Here is a 6037-nt window from a genome sequence, read left to right as displayed (position 1 = left end):
CATATCCTCTTTTATATCTTATAATTCTATTGTAATATCTTCGTTGATTAATAGCTTAACTAATGAGCTATCACCTGTACCTTGGTAAACATTATATGTTACGCTATCTAGTATCTCAATTGAGTTCTCAACCCATTCGTTCTCATAAAAACTTATATCTTCATCATCAATAAGTAAATAATCATCAATAATCATCTTAGACCTTTTTAATTTTATGTAATTAAAATTATTTATTCTAATATAATATGACAATAAAGTCTCTAAAAAGTTTTTTAAATATAATTTTTAAGGTTTTTTTGAAGAAAAAGATAACTAAATATTAGTTATCTTTCATGTAAGGAGTCTTGTTTAACTTTTAAGATTGGTTTTAAAAGGAAATCAAGAATAGATTTTTTACCAGTAACAATATCAACACTTGCTACCATTCCTGGGATAATAGGTAACTTAGTACCATTTCTTTCAAGATAGTTTTTATTAGTTTTTACTAAAACACGGTAATAACTTTTACCTTCTTTAGATTCTTTATCGACTATACTATCAGCAGATATTTCAATTATCTTACCTTCTAATCCACCATAAATAGAAAAATCATAAGCAGTAATTTTAATAATTGCTTTATGACTAGGATTAATAAAAGCAATATCTCTAGGATCAATTTTAGCTTCAACAACCAATGCATCGCTCAAAGGAACAATTTCAACTAACTCCATTCCCGATTGAACAACCCCACCAATAGTATTTAAATTAAGTTGTTTAATAATTCCATCAACAGGAGAGCTAATAACAGTTTTTGCAACTTTATCTTCATCACCTACTAGTTTTGCTTCAAATTTATTAATTAATCCAGCTGTTTTTTGTAACTCATTTGAAGCTTCAGCTCTGAATGTATTTACTTTTTCATTAATTCTATTTCGAGCTTCAGTAATTGCATAATTAGACCTTGATATAGATAATTTAGCTGTATCTAAATCACCTTTTGTTTGTGTGTATTCTTTTTCAATATTAAGTAAATCAAATTTTGATTTAACTCCTCTTGAAACTAATTTTTTAATTGTTTTTCTTTGTTCAGTAATATATCCTAAACTTTCATCGAGTTTTTTAATATTACTTCTAATTTCTTTCAATTCTTGTCTTTTTTGACTAGCTTGATTTTCTAAAACACGTACAGAAGACTTTAGTTCTCTAAATCTATTTTCTAAAAGTAGTGTTTCATTAATATCATATCTTGAACTATCTTTTAGAACTTTTTTATTAAACTTTATTTTTGGTAATGATTTATTTACATCAATTCTTGATTCAATTTCTAATCTTGCCATAATGGCTAATAAAGACAAATACTCTTGTTTACTTTCATCAAGTGTTGCTTTAAACCTTGTAGTATCAATTTTCATTAAAGCATCACCACTTTTTACTGTTTGACCTTCTTTAATAAAAATTTCTGAAATTATTCCACCATCTAAAGATTGAACTGTTTGAATTTTATCAGTAGGAATAACTTTACCATTACCTCTAGCTAATTCGTCAATTTGTGCAAATGCAGCCCAAAGAATTAACGATGAAAAAACCACTGTAACTAATAAAAAAATTATATTTGAAGACTTTGATGCTTCTTCATTAGCATTAGCATAACTAGAATAAACAAATTCTAAATCATCTTCTTCCTCATCAGATACTCCATAAAGTTTTTGTATCCAATTAATTAAGCCTTTCTTAGGTTTTCTAACTTCCTTAGTGAAGTCTTCTTTCTTATAACCTTCTTCTATTTTTTCTTCTTGCTTAATTTCTTCTTTTTCTTTGACTTCTTTTTTTGAAGTTTCAATAACAGTTAAATGATCATTATCCTCACTTAAAATATTATCAAGTTTATTGTTTACATCACTCATTTCTTACTCACTTTATTTGTGAATACTTCAGATTTCGGTCCATCTACAACAATTTGGCCATTTTCAACAATAATAACTCTATCAACTAATTCTAAAAGTGATGTTTTATGAGTAACTACTATAAGCGTTTTATCTAGAATGATTTTCTTTATTCTATCTATAAATTGCTTTTCTGTTTGTCTATCCATTGAATTTGTAGGTTCATCTAGCATTATAATATTAGGATCAGAAATAAGTGCCCTAGCTAATGTAACAGATTGCCTTTCACCACCTGATAATCCTTCCCCTCTCTCGCCAACAAGTAAATCATATCCTGCTGCATGTTTTCCTAAGAAATCATCAAGACCTGCAATTTTTGAAACTCTTAATAATTCTTCATCAGAGACAAACTGCTCGCCAATTGTAAGATTATCTTTAATTGAACCCATAAATAAAAATGGTTCTTGAGGAACAGTACCAATTGCTTGTCTTAAATCAGTTGGATCAATTTGTCTTGTATCTAATCCATCAATTAAAACAGATCCATCTGTTGGCTCATATAAATTCATAATCATTTTTAGTAAAGTTGATTTACCTGAACCTATTTTCCCCAATATAGCTATTCTTTCACCTTGTTTAATTTTTAGATTTATATCTTTTAAAGTTTGATGATTCTGATCTTTATAAGAAAACTGAACATCTTTTAATTCTATATCACCTTTTAAATTAGGTCTACTAATATAAGATTTATTCTCTTTTTCAACTGGCATATTCATTACTTCATCTAAATTATCTAAAGATAACATCGTTTTATCAAATTTAATAATCATTCCAACAAGTTGAGAAACAGGAGCAATTACTCTTCCATTAAGAATCATAGCAGCAATAATTGCACCCATTGTAATTTCACCATCTTGAGCTAAATACACTCCCCCTGCAACAATTGCAATATTTGAGAACTGAGAAATAAATGCAGTAAAATAAGTAATACTTTGAGATAAAAAATGCCCTTTATCAGCATAATGAACAGTTTTATTAATAGATTGATCCCAATGAGTTCTCATTCTATTTTGAGCTTTAACACTTTTAATAATCTCTAAACCAGCTACTGTTTCAATTAGGGTAGTTTGTTTAATCTGTTCTTCTTTTACAGATTTTTCAATAATAGTTTTTAAAGGACGTTGTAAATACCATGAAAATACTAAAGAAATTAAAACAGTAGCAACTGTAATATAAGCTAATGGTCCCGCAATATATACGATTACTAGAATAAAAATTAATACAAAAGGTAAGTCAACAATAGCTGCAATAGTTGCTGATGTAAAAAATTCTCTAACACTTTCAAAAGATTGTAATCTACTTACAAACTGTCCTGTTGAAGAAGGTTTTGATTCCATTTTAATATTTAATATATGATTAAATATTTTATTAGACATTATTGTATCAGCTCTTTTACTAGCTATTCCTAAAAAATGTGCTCTTAAAACCTTTAAAATCAAATCAAATAACATTACAATAGATATACCTATAAATAAAGCCCACAATGTTTCAATTGCATTATTTGGTAAAACTCTATCATAAACATTCATTGTAAATAAAGGTGTTGCTAATATAAAGATATTTATAAATAAAGAAACTACAATTACTTGTTTATATATACCTTTATTTCTTAATAATGTACCCCAAAACCACTCTTTTGGATTGTCAACTAAAACTTCTTTTTCAATTCTATTATTAAAATTATATTCAGGTTTAATAATAATTACTTCACCTGTATATTCTGATTCTAGTTTACTAATTTCCATTACTGTTTCACCAGAACTAAGACCAGGTAGTATAACACTTGCTATTCCAGAGTCTAAATCATAATCAAGTAAAACACAAGCCCGTTCTTTATCTAGAATTAAAACAGATGGCAATGCAAGTTTTGTGATATCTTTTATATTATTTCTTTTAACAGTTTTGCCAATTAAGCCAATTTTAGCTGCTGCTTCATGAAACATTGAAATATTCATTGAAGATTTATGAATAGGAAGTCCAAAAGTTAAGGACTCTGCAGAAGTTTCTCTTTTGTGAAATTTAGATAAAAAAAGTAGACAACCTAAAAGGTCATCTACTTTTCTTCTATCTTTTAAATTAGTTAATGTTTCACTTTCAGTTAAGTTAGAATCATTATTTTCCAATATTTACCTTTTTAAAGCCTAGTGGTATTTTTTATATAGCTTTTGATGTTTACTAATATTATCAATATAAGGTTTACCAGCTTTTAAATCTGTTGAGAAGTTAGCTATTGCTGCTTTTGCTTCTTTTACTGAATCAAATATACCATAAATAACCTTTGCGCTTTTCATTCCTGGTCCAAATTCATAAGTATATGCTTGAGTTGAATCTAATCCTTTTTCAGATACAAATTCATTTGCTTTTTGTAAACCTTTTGTTGTAGCAATATTAACAGTATAACTTTCTGGTGAAGCATCTAAGAATGAGGCATATTCAATATATTGTGCATCTGCAGGAATAACAACAGCAGGAACAGTTTCACCTGGATTAACAGATAATTTGTCTTCTACAACAGTATTTGCAACATCATCACCTAATAATACATTTAACTCATCTGATACTTCTTCTTTTTTTGTTTCAACTGTATTATCATCTTCTAACATTTGAGCAACTTCATCAGTTTGTACATTCGTATTAGATTCAACAACTTCAACAGGTAATACACTTGAACCATCTTGATTTTCTGTTAATATAGATTCACTTAACATAGAACTATTATTTAATATTTCATAATAGTTTGAGTATAAATCATATTCTCTGTTAACTAAACTTTTTTTAGCTTCATATAGTTCAGTTTGTGCATTTAAAATATCTACAAAAGTTCTAGTACCTGCTTCAAATTCACTTTTATATACATCAACAATATTTTCATTTGCAGTTACATATTTTTTTAATACTTCAATTCTATCTTTATTTTTCATAAATCTTTGGTAATTAACTTTAGTATTTTCTACTACTTTATTTGTAATACCATCTAATCTATCTTTTTGTTCAGCTAAAAATAATTCTTCTTGCTTTGAAACAGCATGATCTCCACCACCATTATAAATATTCCATGCTAAATTAATTCTACCGTATACTTGATCTTCTTTACCTTCTTCATCTAAAGATAAGTCATTATCAGTTAGAGCTTTTAATTCTAAACCTAATGTAGGTAAAAAAGTAGCATCAGCTTGTGCAATTAATTCTCTTTGCGCTTTAATTCTTTCTATTTGTTCTAATACTTCATTGTTTCTAAGAACAGCTAATTCAACTGCTTTTTGTAAACTTGTAGGGATTTTACTCATATCTATACTAGGTCTAGTTTCAGAACCATCTGCTTCAGAACCAATATATCTTTTAAATGTACTAAGTCTAGAGCTTTTTAAATCTTTTTCTTCTAGATATTTTTCTTTCACAAAGTTTAATTTTGAATCAACTTGATATGTTTCTAATACTTCACCACTAATTGATTCTTTTTCTTTAGCTATTTCAAGATTCTCTTCATTTGTTACAATCATATCTTTTGTTAAGGCTAATAATTCATTATATTGAACTAGACCAGTATATGCAGTTATTGTTTCTAATACAACATTCTCGATATTTGCTCTAGTTCTATATTTATTTGCAAGTTCATTATGCTTAGCTTCTCTTACTCTACTAGGAGTTAAATCACCATCGTAAAGCATTTGATTTAATGCAATACCAAAGTTATATCCATCTTCTTCATCAGTAGTATCAATTAATCCACTTGCATTATCTTCATCATAGTCTTTTTTAGTACTACTTTTTTCTAAAGTACCATCTATATCGATTCTTGGGTAGTAATTTCCTCTTCTTTCATCAATATATTTTCTAAATGCTTTTTGATTGTTTTTTTCAGCTATTACTTCTGGGTTAGTAGCCAAAACTTTTTCAACACTATCTTTTAAACTAATAGCGTGTAATGTCGTACTTGCAAGTACAGAGATACATGTAAATTTTAATAGTTTACTAATCTTCATCGCTTGTTCCTTTTATGTATGATTGCAGATTTCTAAAATAACTTTATTCGTTACTTTATATAAAATCAACTTAAGCTTTAATTAAATATACAATAACTTATTGTAATTATGACTTATAACATAATAAATAAT

Annotated in this window: 4 protein-coding genes; all 4 read right to left on the bottom strand. The window is 27.3% G+C overall.

What is annotated here, in order from left to right:
- Positions 1-18 precede the first annotated feature (18 nt).
- Positions 19-195, bottom strand: a complete 177-nt coding sequence (locus D3Z07_RS13890; protein ID WP_156981743.1) for a hypothetical protein — start codon at positions 193-195, stop codon at positions 19-21.
- A gap of 128 nt (positions 196-323) precedes the next feature.
- Complete coding sequence (locus tag D3Z07_RS11030) at positions 324-1883, bottom strand: HlyD family type I secretion periplasmic adaptor subunit (protein WP_083657270.1); 1560 nt, start codon at positions 1881-1883, stop codon at positions 324-326.
- The gene (locus D3Z07_RS11025) at positions 1880-4045 is read right to left on the bottom strand and encodes a type I secretion system permease/ATPase (protein ID WP_076088780.1); all 2166 of its coding nucleotides are present in this window, start codon (positions 4043-4045) and stop codon (positions 1880-1882) included. Before D3Z07_RS11025 ends, D3Z07_RS11030 begins: the two co-directional genes overlap by 4 nt.
- Positions 4046-4063: 18 nt before the next feature.
- Entirely contained in the window at positions 4064-5905 is a 1842-nt protein-coding gene (locus D3Z07_RS11020) for a TolC family protein (protein ID WP_122893900.1), read from the bottom strand.
- Between the last annotated feature and the right edge of the window lie 132 nt (positions 5906-6037).

Origin of the sequence: Arcobacter peruensis (assembly GCF_003711085.1) — a bacterium.
Taxonomy (GTDB): domain Bacteria; phylum Campylobacterota; class Campylobacteria; order Campylobacterales; family Arcobacteraceae; genus Poseidonibacter; species Poseidonibacter parvus.
Note: the sequence above shows the minus strand (reverse complement) of the source record. Positions and strands in the feature narration are given on the sequence as shown.

Bases quoted from the DNA above. Each gene is read 5' to 3' on its own strand.
- D3Z07_RS13890 (WP_156981743.1), bottom strand. From the start codon at position 195: ATGATTATTGATGATTATTTACTTATTGATGATGAAGATATAAGTTTT.
- D3Z07_RS11030 (WP_083657270.1), bottom strand. From the start codon at position 1,883: ATGAGTGATGTAAACAATAAACTTGATAATATTTTAAGTGAGGATAAT.
- D3Z07_RS11020 (WP_122893900.1), bottom strand. From the start codon at position 5,905: ATGAAGATTAGTAAACTATTAAAATTTACATGTATCTCTGTACTTGCA.